Origin of the sequence: Comamonas sp. NyZ500 (assembly GCF_016772095.1) — a bacterium.
Lineage (GTDB): Bacteria > Pseudomonadota > Gammaproteobacteria > Burkholderiales > Burkholderiaceae_C > Comamonas > Comamonas thiooxydans.
The window spans coordinates 226539-242814 of the sequence record NZ_JAEIJE010000004.1 but is presented as its reverse complement, the minus strand read 5'-3'; the positions used below and the strand labels follow the sequence as shown (position 1 = coordinate 242814).

Genomic DNA, 16276 nt, shown 5'->3' with positions numbered 1-16276 from the left:
CCGATGCGGTTGCCCGCATGACTCTTGGAGCCGCCATCGGCGGAGAAAAATAACTCAACATGCAACATCACCATACTGTGGACGCCTCGGCAGTCTTTGCCGGCCCCCTGGGGGGCGAGCTGCGAGCAAGACTCGCTGAACATGAAAACGTATTAGCCGTCGTCCCGGTTGACCTGAGTGCGGATTTGCAGTTCGGCAGCGGCCTGCTGGCCCTGACCCAGGAGCGTCTGCTGGCCTGCGATCCCAAGACCCAGCAGTGGCGTGAATGGGCCCTGGCGGTAGATCAAAGCCTGCGCCTGCAGGATCATGGCGGTGTGGGCAACCTGGAACTGCATGACAGGAGCGCGCGTCTTGCACAGTGGCTGATCACGCTGAAGCATCAGACCTCCATGCTGCAGCTGATGCAGCAGTTCGACCGCCAGCGCGAGCGCATCGCCCGTCAGGAGGCCTATAGCGCGGTCAGCGATGAGGATGTCCCGCATTGCCCGGTCTGCCACTCGGTGCTGCCGCCCGATACCGAGGAATGCCCGGCCTGCGCACGCCAGCAGGCGCCCCAGACCTCCACCTGGGTGCTGCTGCGCCTGTGGCGTTTTGCCAAACCCTATCAGGGCCAGCTGCTGCTGGGCTTCTTGCTGACCCTGGCCACCACGGCGGCCCAGTTGGTGGCTCCTTATCTGACCATCCCGCTGATGGACAAGATACTGATTCCGTTCCAGAACGGTGAAAAAATCGACCGGGATCTGGTTTTCTTCTATCTGGGCATGCTGCTGCTGTCGGCGCTGCTGGCCTGGGCATTGGGCTGGGCACGTACTTTCGTGCTGGCCAAGGTGTCCGAGCGCATAGGCTCCAATCTGCGCACCACCACCTACAACCACTTGCTGAACCTGTCGGTGGACTACTACGGCAGCAAGCGCACGGGGGATCTGATGGCGCGTATCGGTGCCGAAACCGATCGCATCAATCTGTTTCTGTCGCTCAACGCACTTGATTTTGCAACCGATGTGCTGATGATCGTGATGACATCGGCCATCCTGTTCTCCATCAACCCCTGGCTGGCGCTGGTCACGCTGGTGCCGCTGCCCTTCATCGCCTGGATGATCCACACCGTGCGCGACCGCCTGCGCACGGGCTTCGAGAAGATAGACCGCGTCTGGTCCGAGGTGACCAATGTGCTGGCCGACACCATTCCCGGTATCCGCGTGGTCAAGGCTTTCGCCCAGGAAAAGCGTGAAGCCGACCGCTTTGCCGACGCCAATCTGATCAATCTGCAGGCCAACGACAAGGTCAACAAGACCTGGTCGCTGTTCACCCCCACGGTGACGCTGCTGACCGAGGTCGGCATTCTGGTGGTCTGGGGCTTCGGCATCTATCTGGTGGCCGGCGGCTCCATCACGGTCGGTGTGCTGACGGCCTTCATCGCCTATATCGGCCGTTTCTATACCCGCCTGGATTCGATGAGCCGCATTGTCTCGGTCACGCAGAAGGCTGCTGCCGGTGCCAAGCGCATCTTCGACATCCTCGACCATGTCAGCAATGTGCCCGAGCCCAGCAACCCCGTGAAGCTGCCCGGCAAGGCCAAGGGTGCCATCACCATGGAGGATGTGGGCTTTCGCTACGGCAGCCGTGCCGTCATCAAGCATCTGAACCTGGAGATCAAGCCCGGCGAGATGATCGGACTGGTCGGCCACAGCGGCTCGGGCAAGAGCACCCTGGTCAATCTGATCTGCCGCTTCTACGACGTCTCCGAGGGCTCCATCCAGCTCGACGGCGTGGACGTGCGCCGCATGTCCGTGTCCGACTACCGCAGCAATATCGGCCTGGTGCTGCAGGAGCCCTTCCTGTTCTTCGGTACGATTGCCGAGAACATCGCCTACGGCAAGCCCGATGCCACGCGCGAGGAAATCGTGGCCGCGGCGCGTGCCGCCCATGCCCACGAGTTCATCCTGCGCCTGCCCCACGGCTATGACTCCCTGGTCGGCGAGCGCGGCCAGGGCCTGTCGGGTGGCGAGCGCCAGCGTATCTCCATCGCGCGTGCGCTGCTGATCGATCCGCGCATCCTGATCCTCGACGAAGCCACCTCGGCCGTGGATACCGAGACCGAAAAGGAGATCCAGAAGGCGCTGGACAACTTGGTCCAGGGTCGCACCACGATCGCCATTGCCCACCGCCTGTCCACCTTGCGCAAGGCCGACCGTCTGGTGGTCATGGATCGTGGCGAGATCGTCGAAGTCGGCCCGCACGACGAGCTGATGGACCTCAAGGGCCATTACTTCCGCCTGTACGACGCCCAGGCACGCCGTGCCGAAGAGGATGCGCAAGCGGCCGGCCTCAAGCTGCAGACCAAGGAAACACAATGATCGAAGCTCCCCAATCCAATCTGAGCGGCATGCAGCTGGAGCGCAACGCCCATGGCCGTCTGGTGCTGACCCTGGGTAACGGCCTGGTCTACGAAGCCGTCGTTCCCGTGCGTGCATTTCCGATTGCCGCGCCTGCCGAAGGGCTGTCGCTGATCGCCGCCGATGGCAAGGAAGCGCTGTGGGTGGCCCGCATGGCCGACCTGCATCCCGAGCATCGTCAGCTGATCGAGCAGGACCTGGCAGTGCGGGAGTTCGTGCCGACCATAGAGCGCATTCTCAAGGTCTCGAGTTTCTCCACCCCCAGCACCTGGGAGCTGCAGACGGATCGCGGTCTGACGCAGATGGTGCTCAAGGCCGAGGAAGACATCCGCAAGCTGGCCGGGCGCACTCGACTGCAGATCACGGGCCAGGATGGCGTGCAATATCGGATTCCCGACAGCAGCAAGCTGGACCGGCATTCGCGCAAGCTGCTGGAGCGCTTTCTGTAAGCTGCGCAGCGCGACTATTTCAAGGGCCTCGCATAATCGCGAGGCCCTTTTTTGTATCAAATTGCGCAGTGGTGCTTGATATACATAGACTAATAGCTATCAAAATAGGATTGAAAATAATCCTACAGTTTTCTCAAGCGTGGCCGATAACAGGGCGAGATAGCTGATTTTCCGCCTGCACCTTTTTACTGCCGAGGGCCAAGCCATGCAAATTCCACCTCTAGACCGGACACAGACGCCCTGGCGTACCCAGGGTGCGGATTTGTATTCCACAGGCGCCTCTGGCGCCGCGCCGGTGCGCCCCGTGAATGCGGTGAATGCGACGGAGTCGGTGGACAAGATCGGCGAGGGCCGCACAGTGCGCGAGCCCGAGAAGCCCTCGGCTCCCGATACCGAGAACCGCGACTGGACGCTGGCCGAGGAGGTCAAGCAAAAGGAGGAGGTCGAGGAGCCGCCCAAGGAGCCGATCTCCAAGCAGCTGATCGAGTTCATCCAGTCCATGTGGCGCGCCAGCGCCCAGGCGGTGGAGCAGGCGCAGGAAACCAGCAAGTCGGAAGATCTGCTGCAGAGCAAGCAGCAGGCGCGCAATGAACCGCTGACTTATTCCGAGCCCCGGATAAAGCGCAGCGGCAACGCCAAGTAAGCGATTGCTTTTGTTTTGAGAGCTGATTGCGCTTGATATTCAAGCGCTTCAGCTATTTTTATAGATTATTTGCTTTCAGGGCCTGCGCTATCAGCTTCTGATTTGTGAGCATCGTCCTTGGCCGGCGCAGCAGCCACGGCTTCCGCGGCCTTGGCCTTTTCACGTGCTGCCCGGTATTTGACGGCAAAGGCGCGCACTTCCTCATAGGTGACGAAGCCGTCCTTGTTGGTGTCGGTTTCGTCAAAGGCGGCGGCCAGCTTGGGGATGATGGCCACTTCCTTGCGGCTGAGCTTGCCATCCTGATTGAAGTCCAGCATCTTGAACTGCTGCTGGGCCTTGATTTCGCCCTTGGAGAGCTGGGTTCCCTGTCTTTCCGCCATCCTGTCGCCGGCGGTTTCCTCGGCGCGCACCGTGGGCAGCAGCAGCACGGCGCTGGTCAGCAGCACGCCCATGGCGGTCTTCATGACCGAGCTGCTGCGCGCGACGATGGGGTGGTTCTTGGCTTTTGACATAGCGGTACAGATGAGGGCCATGACGGCATTCTCAACCTCCGGCGCGCCGCACTTTCAAAGTTTTGCATTCGCTTGCCGGACTTTGCCAAGCTTTACGTAGGCAGCGCTGCCTTGTCATGGGCAATGCCGCTGCGCACATGGCCCGAGGGAACATGTCCGGCCGCATTGCGCACATGGCCGGTCTGGTCGTCGAAGAAGAAGTCGGGCTCGAACTCGCGCAGAAAGCCGCCCTTGGCCAGTCCGCCGAGGAACATGGCTTCATCGACATCGATCTTCCAGTCCATCAGCGTATTGAGCGCGCGCTCATGGGCCGGGGCGCTGCGCGCCGTGACCAGGGCCGTGCGCACGCGCATCCCGGCCACATCGGCCTGCTGCAGGCGGTGCAGGGCGGCCAGCAGCGGCTTGAAAGGGCCTTCGGGCAGCGGCTGGGCGGCTTTCTCCAGCTCATGCTGCTGGAAAGCCTCCAGGCCCTGGGCCTGGAAGATGCGTTCGGCCTCGTCGGAAAACAGCACGGCATCGCCGTCGAAAGCGATGCGCACTTCGCGCGGATGGCTGCTGCTGGCGCGCATGGAGTCGGTGAACACATGGGCGGCCGGGTAGCCCAGCTGCAGTGCCTGGGTCACGTCATCGGCATTCGCCGACAGAAACAGCTGAGCTCCCAGAGGGCGCAGATAGCCGAAAGGGTCACGCCCCTGGGTGAACACGCCGCGCTGTATGGAGTGCAGGCCGTGGGCCTGGGCCGAGCGGAAGACGCGCATGCCGCTGACGGGGTCATTGCGCGAGAGCAGCACCACCTCCACATGCTGCTGTGCCTCGGTGTTGAAGGCCAGCAGCTTCTTGACCAGCGAGAAGGCAACGCCGGGCGCGGCAGGCACGTTCAGCCGCTCGCGCTGCAGGCGCAGATAGGTTGCCGGGTCGCTGTCCTCGAAGAGGCTGTTTTCCTCCTCGAAATCGAACAGGGCTCGCGAGGAGATGGCGACGACGAGCTTGTCGTTCAGGGTCATGGCCATGGCGGTACGGCTTTGAGCGGATGTGCAGACAAGCTTCGATGATACGCAGGCCGCCGCGCCCTCACCAGTTGGCTTCGCGCTCTGGCGTGGCACTGATATGGTGTATGGACAGATCGGCGCCGTCGAATTCCTGTTCCTGGCTCAGGCGCAGCCCCATGGTTTTCTTGAGCAGGCCGTAGACCAGCAGGCCGCCGAGCGCTGCCCAGGCCACGCCCATCAGCGTGCCTATGAGCTGGGCCAGCGGATGCACGCCGCCAAGCCCGCCCAGCGCTTGCGTGCCGAAGATGCCGGCTGCAATGCCGCCCCAGGCGCCGCACAGACCGTGCAGCGGCCACACGCCCAGCACATCGTCGATCTTCCATTTGTTCTGCGTCAGCGTGAACATGAAGACAAAGATGGCGCCGGCGGCAGCCCCCACGACCAGTGCCCCCAGAGGGTGCATCAGATCCGAGCCCGCGCAGACGGCGACCAGACCGGCCAGCGGGCCGTTGTGCACAAAGCCCGGGTCGTTTTTGCCCACCGCCAGGGCGGCCAGCGTGCCGCCCACCATGGCCATCAGCGAGTTCACGGCGACCAGACCGGAGATCTTGTCCAGACTCTGGGCACTCATCACATTGAAGCCGAACCAGCCCACGATCAGAATCCAGGCGCCCAGCGCCAGGAAGGGGATGCTGGAGGGCGGTGTGGCCGCAATCGCTCCGCCCTGGCGGTAGCGATTGCTGCGCGGGCCCAGCAGCAGCACGGCACCCAGAGCGATCCAGCCGCCCACGGCATGGACCACCACGCTGCCGGCAAAGTCGTGGAACTCGGCGCCGGTCAGCGCCTTGATCCAGGCCTGCACGCCGAAATGCTGGTTCCAGGCAATGCCCTCGAAGAAGGGGTAGATCAGGCCCACGATCATGGCCGTGGCGATCAGCTGGGGCCAGAACTTGGCGCGTTCGGCAATGCCGCCCGAGATGATGGCGGGAATGGCGGCGGCAAAGGTCAGCAGAAAGAAGAACTTGACCAGGCCATAGCCGTTGAGTGCCGTCAGCTGCTCGGCACCCACGAAAAAGTGCGTGCCGTAGGCCACGCCATAGCCGAGAGCGAAATAGACCACGGTGGAGACCGAGAAGTCGACCAGGATCTTGACCAGGGCATTGACCTGGTTCTTGCGGCGCACGGTGCCCAGTTCCAGGAAGGCGAAACCGGCGTGCATGGCCAGGACCATGACGGCGCCCATCAGAATGAACAGGGCATCCGCGCCCTGTTTTAGTGCTTGCATGAAAACGCTCCAGCTGAAATTTGCTATTTATTGGTGCGAAATTGCGGAAAAAAACCGCAATGCACTAAAAGAAAGCAAGAATTGCGCCAAGCTGGAGTGGGTGCTTCCCCACCGCCGGCCTATTTGACGAACTGGTTGAGCTGGATGATGGGCATGAGCACGGCCAGCACGATGAGCATGACCACCAGTCCCATGACGACGATGAGCAGCGGCTCGAGGATCGTGGCCAGGTGCATGGCACGGCGCTGGACCTCGGTGGACAGCTGGGTGGCGGCACGCTGCAGCATCAGCGGCAGCTGGCCCGTCTGCTCGCCCAGCCGGGCGAACATGGCGACCAGGCCCGGAAAGCGCTTCTTCTGAGCCAGGGCCGAGGCCAGTGGCGCGCCTTCGCGCACCAGCACCAGCGCATCCATGGCATCGGCGCGCAGCGCGCGGTTGTTGAGCGTCTCGGCCGCGGCCTGCAAGGCCTTGAGAATGGGCACGCCCGCTCCGGCGAGCATGGCCAGAGTGCCGGCAAAGCGCGCCGCGTTATAGCTGCGCGAGAGCCGGCCTATGAGCGGCAGACGCAGCCACTGGGCATCGAAGCGCTCGCGAAACGCCTCGTTCCTGAGCGCCAGCCGAAAGCCCACGGCAGCCAGCAGCAGCACGGCCAGCATGAACCAGCCGTAGTGGCGCACAAAGTCGCTGATGCCGAGCATGACCACGGTGAGAAACGGCAGCGCACGCTTGGTGCCGGCAAACACGCCGGCCACCTGCGGCACCACATAGCTGACCAGAAAGATCACGATGACGATGGCCACCAGCGTCACGATGGCCGGATACAGCGAGGCGCCGATGAGCTTGGACTGCAAGGCCTGGCGCGCCTCCAGGTCGTCGGCCAGGTTTTCCAGCACCGGACCCAGGCTGCCGCTGGATTCGCCGGCGCCGATCACGGCGCAAAAGATATCGGAAAACTCGCGTGGATGCTGCTCCAGCGCCCTGGCAAAGCTGGAGCCGGCATTGACCTCGGCCCTCAGCGCCGCGACCAGCTGATGCTGGCGTTCATCCTCGGCTTCCTCGGATAGCGCGGCCAGTGCGCGTTCTATGGGCAGGCCGGAGCTGACCAGGCCCGAGAGCTGGCGGGTCCATACCGCGAGGCTGGTGGAGTTGAAGACCGGGCGCGTGAACCATCCGGAAGCGCCGGTGCGGCCCTGGCCCTTGCCAGCGGCGACGGGCTCGACCTGCAGCGGCACCAGGGCCTGGCTGCGCAGCTGGCTGCGCGCGGCACGGGCGTTGTCGGCTTCCAGGGTGCCCTTGCGGGTCTGGCCCTGGGCATCCAGGGCTTCAAAGGTAAAGGCGGGCATGCGCGAATCGATCTGACGGGTGAGGGGTTAGTGCAGATGGTAGCGACTAATGATGTCAGCACTTAGGCGTTTGAGAGAGCGAGCCCGGCTTGACGCAGGTCAGGACTACCGCGGGCGAGGTCGGCACAATGGTCTGCCGATTCAAGAATGCGAGGTTTCGATGCTCAAGGACAAGGTTGCATTGGTGACGGGGGCTGCATCCGGCATAGGCCGTTGTGTGGCGCTGACATGGGCCAGGGAAGGCGCGCGGGTGGTGCTGGCCGACCTCAACGAGGAGCAGGGCCAGGAGAGCGCGGCCCTGGTGCGCGAGCTGGGTGCCGAGGCACTGTATCTGCGCGCCGACGCCGGCAGCCCGGCGGATCATGAAGCGCTGGTGGCCCTGACCATGCGCCACTTCGGCAGGCTGGACGTGGCCTGCAACAACGCCGGCATTGGCGGAGCCAGTGCGCCAACCGCCGACTATCCACTCGATGCCTGGGAGCAGGTGCTGCGCGTCAATCTCTCGGGTGTCTTCTATGCCTGCAAATACCAGATTGCCGCCATGCTGCAAGGCGGTGGCGGCTCCATCATCAATATGGCATCCATCCTCGGCGCCGTGGGCTTTGCCAACTCTGCGGCCTATACGGCGGCCAAGCATGGCGTGCTGGGCCTGACCAAGGCGGCAGCGCTCGAATATTCGGCCCGGGGCGTGCGAATCAATGCCGTGGGGCCGGGCTTTGTCCAGACCCCCATGATCAGCGGTCTGGAGCAGGACCCGGCCACGCATGCGGCGCTGGTGGCGGCCCACCCCATGGGACGGCTGGGCCAGCCCGAGGAGATTGCCGAGCTGGTGGCCTGGCTGGCCAGTGACCGCGCGTCGTTTGTGACGGGCGCTTATTACCCGGTCGACGGCGGTTACTTGGCGCGCTGAGCGGTCTGCAGCGGTTTGCTATAGATTTTGATGACCCTGCGCTTGACTGGCAAGCGCTGCGGGTCAAAACCTTAAACGACTGGCGCCATGGCGGCGGCTTGCATATCGCCGTCGATCTCGTCGGCGCGCGCCGAGGCTGCACGCTGCAGCAGCGGCGTGGCATAGGCCTCGAATTCGGGCCGCCTGGGCAAGCTGCCGTCCATCATGCTCCAGCCGATATAGCTGGCCAGATACAGATCGGCGGCGGTGAAGTGGTCGCCGCAGACATAGCGTTTGCCGGCCACCGCATGCAGCAATGTGTTCAGCACATCGTCAAAGCGGCCAAAGCCCGCGCTTATGGCTTGCTGATGAGTTTGCGATTGCAGCCAGCCTTCGTTGCGGGCGGTTGTGACGGCCTCCACCGGCCCGGCGACAAAGAACAGCCAGCGAAAGTAGCTGGCCCGTTCCGGGCTGCCCATCGCCGGGGCCAGTCGTTTCTCGGGAAAAAGCTCGGCCAGATAGGCGAGGATGGCTCCGGTCTCGGTGACCACGGCATCGCCATGCTGCAGCGCCGGGACCTTGCCCATGGGGTTGATGGACAGGTACTCGGGCGACTTCATCTCGGGTCCGAATTCCAGCTCAATGGTTTCATAGTCGGCACCGCATTCCTCCAGCATCCAGCGCACCATGCGGGCGCGTGATCTGGGGTTGCTGAAAAAGCGCAGCTTGGGTTGTTGAGGTGTGGACATTGCGGCTCTCCTTGGCGGGCTGTTGTGACATGGCAAAAACGCCATGCAGCCAATGTAGGAGCGGGGGCTGACAGTTTCTGTCAGCAGTGCCGCTCAATCCAGCGTGTAGCCGGTTTCGTCCAGCCAGCGCTGTATCAGTGCCTGGCGCCGCTGCGGATAGCGTTCTCCGAGATCCTCTAGCGCGTCCACGCGGTCGGCGCGAAAGTGACGAAAGGCCTGGCGCAACTCGCACCAGGCCGAGACCACGCGGCTGCGCTCGAAGTAGGCCATGGCAAACGGCCAGACCCGGCGCTGGCTCGGCACGCCATGCTGGTCGCGGTAATGCAGCACGACCTTGTGTTCGGCGCGGATGGCGCGGCGCAGCGCGGCCTGCCAGGGCTCGGCCGGCGGATCTGTCTGCATATTGGGAACCAGCAGGCCGCTGGTGTCGACGGCAATGCGCAGCTCCAGCGGCAGTGCTGTGCGTATGCGGTCCATGGCGGCGGTGGCGGCCTGGGCCAGTTGCGGATCAGCCTGCAGGCTGGCCCAGCGCGCGCCCAGCAGCAGGGCCTCCAGCTCGTCGGCGTTGAACATCAGCGGCGGCAGCAGAAAGCCGGGCCGCATCTCGAAACCTATGCCGGGGTCGCCCAGGATGTCGGCGCCCTGGGTGCGCAAGGTGGCGATGTCGCGGTACAGCGTGCGCAGGCTGATGCCCAGTGCCTGGGCCAGTTCGGGCCCGGTCTGCGGCTGACGGGCGCGGCGCAGCGTATCCAGCAATTGCAGCAGACGGGCGGAGCGGCTCATGAAAGAAATCTCGGAGATGAACGACGCAGGAGTTTGGCATGCTCTCATGCCGGGACGCTGGTTTGTCGTTCTCTCTGCACTCCCTCCTACCGCGCAGCGTGAGAGGAGGGAGCTGCCAGGCCCGCTCAGGCGGCGGTGTTCATGGCGCCAGCCGTGATCTCCAGGCTGCGCAGGCGCAGCTCGGCGTCATAGACATCGCTGACGATCATGAATTCATCGGCCTGGGTCTCGTCGGCCAGCTTTTGCAGGCCCTGGCGCACGGTATCCGGGCCGCCGATGACGCCCACGGCCAGAAAATCGGCAATCGCCGCCTGGGCGCGCCCATCCAGCTGCTCCCAGAAGTCCGGTATCGGGGGCATGAGGCGGGTGCGGTTTCCGGTCAGAATGCCGAGCACGCGCTGATAGGTGCTGCTGGCCAGAAACCGCGCCTCTTCATCGCTGGGGGCTGCAATCACGGGCACGCCGACAATCGCGTAAGGCTTGGCCAGCGTGGCACTGGGCTTGAACATCTGGCGGTACAGGGCCAGGGCCTGGTGCAGCATGCGTGGCGCGAAGTGCGAGGCAAAGGCGTAGGGCAGGCCCATATGTGCAGCCAGCTGGGCCGAGAACAGGCTGGAGCCCAGCAGCCAGATGGGCACGTGGGTGCCGGCACCGGGCATGGCGATGATGCGTGCTCCATCCTGCTGATCGCCGAGCAGGCGCTGCAGCTCCTGCACGTCGCGTGGGAAGTCCTCCTCGGTCTCCACGCGGTCGCGGCGCAGGGCGCGCATGGTCGCTGCGTCGGTGCCCGGCGCGCGTCCCAGGCCCAGGTCGATGCGGCCCGGGTAGAGCTCGGCCAGCGTGCCGAAGGCCTCGGCCACCACCAGCGGTGCATGGTTGGGTAGCATGATGCCGCCCGAACCCACACGAATCTTCTGCGTGGCGCCCGCGATGTGGCCGATCAGCACGGCCGTGGCCGAACTCGCAATGCCCGGCATATTGTGGTGCTCGGCCAGCCAGTAGCGGGTGAAGCCCAGCTTCTCGGCCTGCTGCGCGGTGCGCACGGCAATCTGCAGAGCATCGGCCACCGTTGCACCTTCGCGCACGGCGACCAGGTCCAGCATGGACAGCTTGACGTTGTTCAGGGATTTCATGGCGATTGATCTATATGGTTTTGATAGCTTGCAGCGTTTTCTGGGTCAGCGTTTGCGGCCGACCTCACGTCCAAAAACAATGCCGACCAGCACGCCCCAGACCAGCAGCACGGCGGCCATGGCGTAATAGCTGCTGCCGGCCTGCATGGCAAATACCGAGCCCAGCAAGGCGATCAGCGCCGCCATGCGGATCATGCGGCGCAACTGATCCACGGGCAGGCGGGCCTTGAGGTTGAACAGCACGGCGAGGCTGATGACAGCCAGGGCGATCAGCAGCAGAAACAGATCGCCGCCATAGGGCTGGACGGAAGTGCGAAGGTTTTCAAGCATGGCAACGATTCTGGCAAAGGCTCAATGACCGCTGCTGACTGAGGCCATGCATGAAAAAAGCCCACCGTGAGGTGGGCTGTGCAACGAGGCGGGGAGTCAGTTCAGGCCGAGGGCGCCAAGCAGCGCATCGGCTGCCGTGCCATTGAGCCGCTGCTGATTGCTGACCATCTGCTTGTCCCGATAGCCGACATAGGTGATGCCGCCGCGCTCGACGAACAGGCGGTAGCTCTGGAAGTTGCTGACATTGAGCTGGGTGGGCTCCTGTGCGAAGCGCAGCACCTTGGCATCTGCCTGGGTGGCGATGCTGTAATTGCTGACCAGGATCGTCTTGCAGGTGGACACGCCGTTGATGAACAGGGTCCGGTTGCTGGGCAAGCTGCTCATATCGCCCTCGCATTCATAAAAGCGTGCGCGCTGTTCGCCGCCGTTCTCGAAACCCACCATATAGCGCTTGTAGGCGGCGCTGCCATCGGGCTTGAGATAGTCGCGGCGGCTGACCAGCACGCGTGCGTTGTTGCCATGCACATCGGCGGCCGAGACATTGGGCGCAAAGTCGCCGGCATTCCACGCGATGAATTCCGCAAGCGTGGCGCTGCGCCAGGTGCTGGTGTCAGGGTTGTTGGGGGCGTCGGCACGGGCAATGGTGGCGCGGTTGGCGTTGTTGCTCAGGTAGTAGTCGCTGCCGCCCAGGTCGGTGACGGTGCGATAGCTGAGCGTGGAGCCGCTGGGGAAAGTCGTTTCGGCTGGAACCTGATCGGGCCTGGGGCCCCAGCTGGCAAAGCTGCCGTCGGCTGCGTCCTGCCACGGCGCGGAGCGGATCTCGGTGACGATGTCGCGCATCTTCAGGCCGGCGATATTGCGCACGCTTTGCTTGGCTCTGCTGGCCAGGCTTTTGCAGTACAGGGATTCGGTCTCGCCGCTGGCAAGGCTGGTGACCTGCTGCACGAAATCGGTGGGACAGGCAAACCATTCGCTGCCGGTCCAATAGACCTGCGGCCGGGTCCAGGGCTGCTCCTGGCCGCCGACCACGCGCTCGCGGAACTCCGTGAAATAGCGTTTGCCGTTGGCATCGGGAGTGTTCTGCTCGGCCGTGGCTTCGAAGGCCCGGATGTAGTAGTTGCTGGTGTCGGTAAAGCTGAGCCAGCGCAGCTGCGTGCTCGCCGCGGGGCCGCCGGCCTCGGGGCTGCTGGATTGCGACTGCATGGCTGCGATCAGGCCCACATTGCCGGCCGTGACGCCCGAGGCACTGGCCACCTGCTGGGCGGCGGTTTCCATGGCGGATTGCTTGTCCTTCATGGAGCTGCTGGTGTCGCTGAGGGCGGGATTGTCCAGCACGGCCGTGGCCAGGGTTTGCAGCTGCTGCAGCAGCACGCTGTTGACGGCGGCGTTGAGCTGTACCGAAGTCAGCGGCGCGCCGTCGACGCCTGTGGCGCCTGCCGTGTTGCTGAGCTGGGTCTGGGTGGTCACCACGATCAGGCGCGCCATGGTTGCGGCCAGCTTGCCGGCGTCGCTGCCGTCCTGGGTGAAATCCGCCAGCACCGAAGTGCCCAGGCCCAGCTGGCTCTGGATGGCTGCTGCCGCATCGCTGGTGCTGCTGCCCGTGGCCTGGCTGTGCGCCTGGACCAGGGTGCTCAGCGGGCTGACGACGCCAGGCTGATCGGCGGGCGCTCGCAATATGAAAGCCACGGGAACGGCGCCGGTGTCGGCATCGACGGAGTCCTTGGTGACCAGGGCCAGAATCGGGAACTTGCCCACATCGGCCTCTGGCACTTCCAGGCTGGCCTGACCGGCTGCATTGGTGACGGCAGTGGGCTCCCCGGTGTCGCAGCTGCCGTTGTCGTTTCTGTCCATGCAGACCCTGACGTTTTGCAAGGCGCCGTCGATCACGGTGGTGGAGATCGATTTTGTGGCTGGAGCCGGGGCGGGCGACGGAGCGGGAGAGGCGCTGTCGCTGCCGCCGCCGCAGCCGGCAATGGAGGCAATCAGGACCAGGGTGCCCAGGGACACTGAGCGGCGGATGAATGGTGTGGTGGTGGGTGCTTGTGACATGGCAGCCTTTGGTTGATAGAGTGGCTGCCGTTGTTTGTAAGCACTTGTTGTCGCGAAAACATCACCAAAATGGGTGAAGGGTTTGCAGCTATTTCAAAGTGTGAGTAAATGAAATGAATCCCCAGCGAAGCTCCATGAGGTGCTTGCTGTGGCGAGCCTTGGAAGGAGGCTCTATGGCGGTAGCGCATCTGCCTTTGATGTTGCAGGAACGGTTGCCCGCATTGATTGCGGCCATCTACGAGTCGGCACTGGAGCCGGCGCGCTGGCAGGGCTTTCTGGCCTTGTTAGGCGCGGCCCTGCGTTCACCGGCCAGCGTGATCTGGGCCAACGACTTTGCGCAGCGGACGGTGGATCTGGACGGGGGCTTTGGCACTTTCGGCGCCAGTCAGGGCTTTGCCGCCGCCGAACTGGAAAGCTTTGCCACGCACTACTGTCAGTGCAATGTCTGGCTGCAGGACCAGAGCCTGCATAGACCGGGCACGGTGGTGAATTCCTCCACCCTGTTTCCCGACCGGAACCTGCCGGGTACCGAGTGGTATGGCGACTGGCTGCGGCCTCAGGACCTGTTCTATTCCTGCGCGGCCGTGGTCGACAATCAGCATGACCGATCGTTCAACATCACCGTTGTCAGGCCGCATGCCGTGGGTGCCTACAGCGCCGAAGAGCTGGGCCTTGTGCAGCAGCTCATGCCGCACCTGCAGAGCGCATTTGCGATGCACCGACGCCTGTATCGTACCCAGGCATTGCTGAATGCATCGCTGGCCGTACTGGAGGATCTGCCGGTAGGCGTGGTTCTTCTGGACGAGCGTGCGTCCGTGATGCATGCCAGCAGCCGGGCCTTGCGCCTGATGGAGCAAAGCCAGCTGATGTATCGCGCGGCTGACGAGAGCCTGCAGGCTACCAATGCCGCAGACCAGCGCTGGCTGCAGAAAGCCATGCGGGACTGTGTTACCACGGGGCTGGGCAAGGCGCTGCACCACGGGCGGGCCAGCCGCTTCACAGGGCTGGCCGGACAGCAGTTGCAGGTCATGGTGTCGCCCTTGCCCATACATAGCAGCCCCTATGGCGAGCGCAGTGCCGCCATGCTGCTGATCAGCGATCCGGCGCTGAGCATTCCTTCGCTGCAGGATTTGCTGCGCAATCTCTATCGGCTCACGCTGGCAGAGGCTCAACTGGCCCAGGCGCTGATCAATGGCTGGACCCTGCAGGAGTTCGCCGAGAGACAGGGCCTGTCCATCCATACCGCGCGTTCGCAATTCAAATCGGCAGCGGTCAAGGTCGGTGTGGGGCGGCAGGCTGATTTCGTGCGCGTGCTGCTCACGGGGCCAGCCATGCTGCGCTGGCGCGAGTGAGTCTCGGACCCTCAGTCGCGCGTGACGCGCATCACCTCGGCCTGGGTGGTGATGCCTTCGCGAACCAGGCGTTCGCCATCCTCGCGCATGAGCTGCATGCCTGCAGCCATGGCAGTCTCGCGGATCTCGGCCTCGCTGGCACCGCGATGGATCTGGGCGCGAATCGCATCGTCCACGGCCAGCAGCTCGAAGATGCCGGTGCGGCCACGGTAGCCGCTGGGCTCGCTTTGGTCGACCTTGCGTACCAGGCGCTGCGCCAGCACCCCCAGCAGCGATGAGGACAGCAAAAAGGGCTCGACCCCCATGTCGATCAGGCGGGTGACGGCGCTGGGTGCGTCGTTGGTGTGCAGCGTGGCCAGTACCAGGTGGCCGGTGAGCGAAGCCTGGATGGCGATCTGCGCGGTTTCGAAGTCGCGGATTTCGCCGATCATGATCACGTCCGGGTCCTGGCGCAACAAGGCGCGCAAGGCCTTGGCAAAGGTCAGCTCGATCTTGGCGTTGACCTGGGTCTGGCCCACGCCGGCCAGCTCATATTCGATGGGGTCTTCCACCGTCATGATGTTGCTGTGGCTGGCGTCCATGCGCTGCAGCGCGGCATAGAGCGTGGTGGTCTTGCCCGAGCCCGTGGGGCCGGTGACCAGCACGATGCCGTGCGGCTGTGCCGTGAGATGGGTAAAGCGCCTGAGCGTCTCGCCGCCCATGCCCACGGCTTCCAGGCTGAGCTTGCTTTCGCTCTTGTCCAGCAGGCGCAGCACGGCGCGCTCGCCGTGGGCGCTGGGCAGGGTGGAGACGCGCACGTCAATGGCTCGCGTGCCCAGGCGCAGGCTGATGCGCCCGTCCTGGGGCAGGCGTTTCTCGGCGATGTCCAGGTCGGCCATGATCTTCAGGCGGCTGATCAGGGCGGCGTGCAGGGCGCGGTTGGGCTGCACCACTTCGCGCAGATCGCCGTCCACGCGAAAGCGCACGCTGGAATGGCGCTCGTAGGGCTCGATATGGATGTCCGAAGCACCGTCGCGCGCCGCCTGCGTGAGCAGGGCGTTGAGCATGCGGATGATGGGGGCGTCGTCGGCGGTTTCCAGCAAGTCCTCCACGGCTGGCAGGTCCTGCATCATGCGCGTCAGATCGGCATCGGACTCGACCTCGCTGACCACCATGGCCGCGCTGGAGTCGCTTTGCGCATAGGCCGCGCTGATGCGATGGGCCAGCGCGCCGCTGTCCAGCAACTGCCAGCGTTGCACCGCATGCTTGCGCTGCACTTCGGAAATGGCCGACCAGTCGGGTTGCGGACCATGCCAGAGCACGGGCTCCTGGCCGTCATCCTCGATCAGCAGCTGGCTGCTGCGGGCAAAGCCATAGGGCAGGGGGTAGCGCATG

At 64.2% G+C, this 16276-nt stretch carries 15 protein-coding genes; 5 read left to right on the top strand and 10 right to left on the bottom strand.

Annotated features, from left to right (window positions below; all coding sequences use genetic code 11):
• Positions 1 to 59 precede the first annotated feature (59 nt).
• From JAO85_RS09035 to JAO85_RS09025, 3 genes are all read left to right on the top strand, one after another.
• Positions 60 to 2357 (top strand): ABC transporter ATP-binding protein, encoded by a 2298-nt coding sequence (locus tag JAO85_RS09035; RefSeq protein ID WP_034361307.1) that lies wholly within the window; start codon positions 60 to 62, stop codon positions 2355 to 2357.
• The gene (locus JAO85_RS09030; protein ID WP_012836991.1) at positions 2354 to 2845 is read left to right on the top strand and encodes a DUF1854 domain-containing protein; all 492 of its coding nucleotides are present in this window, start codon (positions 2354 to 2356) and stop codon (positions 2843 to 2845) included. Before JAO85_RS09035 ends, JAO85_RS09030 begins: the two co-directional genes overlap by 4 nt.
• A 205-nt stretch (positions 2846 to 3050) precedes the next feature.
• A complete protein-coding gene (locus JAO85_RS09025; protein WP_034361309.1) occupies positions 3051 to 3488 on the top strand; it encodes a hypothetical protein in 438 nt (145 codons plus the stop codon).
• 65 nt (positions 3489 to 3553) lie between these two features.
• On the opposite strand, the gene JAO85_RS09020 is transcribed toward JAO85_RS09025, so the two are convergent.
• The 4 genes from JAO85_RS09020 to gspF all read right to left on the bottom strand — a co-directional run bounded on the left by JAO85_RS09020 (position 3554) and on the right by gspF (position 7617).
• Entirely contained in the window at positions 3554 to 4021 is a 468-nt protein-coding gene (locus tag JAO85_RS09020) for an EF-hand domain-containing protein (protein WP_202787916.1), read from the bottom strand.
• Positions 4022 to 4092: 71 nt separating this feature from the next.
• The gene (locus JAO85_RS09015) at positions 4093 to 5010 is read right to left on the bottom strand and encodes a 5'-nucleotidase (RefSeq protein ID WP_202787915.1); all 918 of its coding nucleotides are present in this window, start codon (positions 5008 to 5010) and stop codon (positions 4093 to 4095) included.
• A gap of 61 nt (positions 5011 to 5071) precedes the next feature.
• A complete protein-coding gene (locus tag JAO85_RS09010; RefSeq protein WP_034381457.1) occupies positions 5072 to 6274 on the bottom strand; it encodes an ammonium transporter in 1203 nt (400 codons plus the stop codon).
• Positions 6275 to 6393: 119 nt separating this feature from the next.
• Entirely contained in the window at positions 6394 to 7617 is a 1224-nt protein-coding gene (gene gspF, locus JAO85_RS09005; RefSeq protein ID WP_045838483.1) for a type II secretion system inner membrane protein GspF, read from the bottom strand.
• 160 nt (positions 7618 to 7777) lie between these two features.
• Here gspF and JAO85_RS09000 point away from each other — a divergent pair, with 160 nt between their 5' ends.
• Entirely contained in the window at positions 7778 to 8527 is a 750-nt protein-coding gene (locus JAO85_RS09000; protein ID WP_012836997.1) for an SDR family NAD(P)-dependent oxidoreductase, read from the top strand.
• Between the two features lie 71 nt (positions 8528 to 8598).
• Here the strand turns inward: JAO85_RS09000 and JAO85_RS08995 are convergent, their stop codons facing one another.
• The 5 genes from JAO85_RS08995 to JAO85_RS08975 form a co-directional block, all read right to left on the bottom strand.
• A complete protein-coding gene (locus JAO85_RS08995; RefSeq protein WP_202787914.1) occupies positions 8599 to 9255 on the bottom strand; it encodes a glutathione S-transferase family protein in 657 nt (218 codons plus the stop codon).
• 93 nt (positions 9256 to 9348) lie between these two features.
• Positions 9349 to 10038 carry a YafY family protein gene (locus tag JAO85_RS08990; RefSeq protein WP_034381465.1) on the bottom strand — a complete coding sequence of 230 codons (690 nt, stop codon included), beginning with the start codon at positions 10036 to 10038 and terminating at the stop codon, positions 9349 to 9351.
• A 125-nt stretch (positions 10039 to 10163) separates the two neighbouring features.
• Positions 10164 to 11171, bottom strand: coding sequence for an LLM class flavin-dependent oxidoreductase (locus tag JAO85_RS08985; protein WP_202787913.1), 1008 nt, complete (start codon positions 11169 to 11171; stop codon positions 10164 to 10166).
• Positions 11172 to 11216: 45 nt separating this feature from the next.
• Entirely contained in the window at positions 11217 to 11501 is a 285-nt protein-coding gene (locus JAO85_RS08980) for a hypothetical protein (RefSeq protein ID WP_202787912.1), read from the bottom strand.
• Positions 11502 to 11597: 96 nt separating this feature from the next.
• Positions 11598 to 13550, bottom strand: coding sequence for a hypothetical protein (locus JAO85_RS08975; protein ID WP_202787911.1), 1953 nt, complete (start codon positions 13548 to 13550; stop codon positions 11598 to 11600).
• Between the two features lie 173 nt (positions 13551 to 13723).
• On the opposite strand from JAO85_RS08975, the gene JAO85_RS08970 reads away from it, so the two are divergent.
• Positions 13724 to 14902 carry a helix-turn-helix transcriptional regulator gene (locus JAO85_RS08970; protein WP_202787910.1) on the top strand — a complete coding sequence of 393 codons (1179 nt, stop codon included), beginning with the start codon at positions 13724 to 13726 and terminating at the stop codon, positions 14900 to 14902.
• Between the two features lie 11 nt (positions 14903 to 14913).
• Here JAO85_RS08970 and JAO85_RS08965 read toward each other — a convergent pair whose 3' ends face one another.
• Positions 14914 to 16275, bottom strand: coding sequence for a GspE/PulE family protein (locus tag JAO85_RS08965; RefSeq protein WP_012837004.1), 1362 nt, complete (start codon positions 16273 to 16275; stop codon positions 14914 to 14916).
• Position 16276: the final 1 nt, after the last annotated feature.